The organism is Massilia sp. ZL223, from assembly GCF_018119395.1.
Classification (GTDB): Bacteria; Pseudomonadota; Gammaproteobacteria; order Burkholderiales; family Burkholderiaceae_D; genus Telluria.
In genome coordinates, this window is record NZ_JAGPWD010000084.1 from 1 (window position 1) to 1,364 (window position 1,364).

Genomic DNA, 1,364 nt, shown 5'->3' on the forward strand with positions numbered 1-1,364 from the left:
CGAGCCTGTCAGAATTTTTGTGTTGCTGAGGTCATGAAATAATACCGAAAGGGACGTTCATGACCGAAGCAATGACCACCAAGAAGCCAAAGAAACCAAAGACGCCAGACCTGATTCCTGTTGAACTGATCGACCAGTTGCTGGCGCAAGTTCAAAACAAGGATGCTGAATCAATTCTGGGAGAGTCTGGCCTTGCCGGCCAGCTGAAGAAGATGCTGGCCGAGCGCATGCTGGCTGCAGAGTTGAGTCGCCATCTGGCCAGCGAGGGCGAGGATAGCGAAAACCACCGTAACGGCAGCAGCGCCAAGACGGTACTTACGCCGGCTGGCGAGCTGCGGTTGAATATCCCGCGTGACAGGCTGACGACGTTCGAGCCAAAGCTGGTGGCCAAGCACCAGCGCCGCATGCCAGGCTTCGACGATCATGTGATTGGCATGTACGCTCGCGGAATGAGCGTGCGTGAGATCCAGGGCCATCTGCTCGAGTTGTACGGCACCGAAGTCTCACCTGACTTAATCTCCACCATTACGGATGAGGTACGGGAAGAAGTCGCCCAGTGGCAGCAACGGCCGCTGGAAGCGATGTATCCGATCGTCTATTTCGATGCCTTGCGGCTGAAAATCCGGGACGAAGGCACGGTCAAAAACAAAGCCGTGTACCTGGCGCTTGGCGTGCGCGCTGACGGCCGCAAGGAAGTGCTGGGCTTGTGGATCGAGCAAACGGAAGGCGCCAAGTTCTGGCTAAAGGTCTTCAATGAGCTGAAAAACCGCGGTCTGGACGATGTCCTGATTGCCGTAGTCGATGGCCTGCGCGGCTTCCCGGAAGCGATCGAAGCGGTCTATCCGCAAGCGCAGATTCAGACTTGTGTAGTGCATCTGATCCGCAATTCGCTCAATTTCGCCAGCTGGAAGGATCGTAAGCCCCTCGCTGCTGCTCTCAAATCAATTTACCAGGCTGCGTCGAGCGATGCTGCGGCAAAGGCACTACAGGAATTTGCAGAGAGCGACTGGGGCAAGAAGTTCCCCACTGTTGCAGCAATGTGGCAGCGTCAGTGGGAACAGGTGATTCCGTTCTTCGCTTACCCGCCCGAGGTGAGAAGAATCATCTATACCACCAACGCTATCGAGAGCATGCATATGCAACTGCGCAAGATCGTTAAGAACCGGGGACACTTCCCAAGCGACGATGCAGCCAGCAAGCTGCTCTACCTAGCCTTGCGCAACATCGAGAAAGACTGGAAGATGCCACCTATCATCTGGAAGCAGGCCGCGAATCAGTTCGCCATTATGTTTGGCGAACGATTTACCAATGCGTTGAGCTGATTTTTTAAACAGACCTCAGCACACAAAATTCCTGACAGGTCC

The 1,364-nt window shown here is 54.9% G+C and carries 1 protein-coding gene; it reads left to right on the top strand.

What is annotated here, in order from left to right; all coding sequences use genetic code 11:
- Nucleotides 1–71 precede the first annotated feature (71 nt).
- The gene (locus KBW95_RS24440) at nt 72–1,322 is read left to right on the top strand and encodes an IS256 family transposase (RefSeq protein WP_211529555.1); all 1,251 of its coding nucleotides are present in this window, start codon (nt 72–74) and stop codon (nt 1,320–1,322) included.
- Nucleotides 1,323–1,364 lie beyond the last annotated feature (42 nt).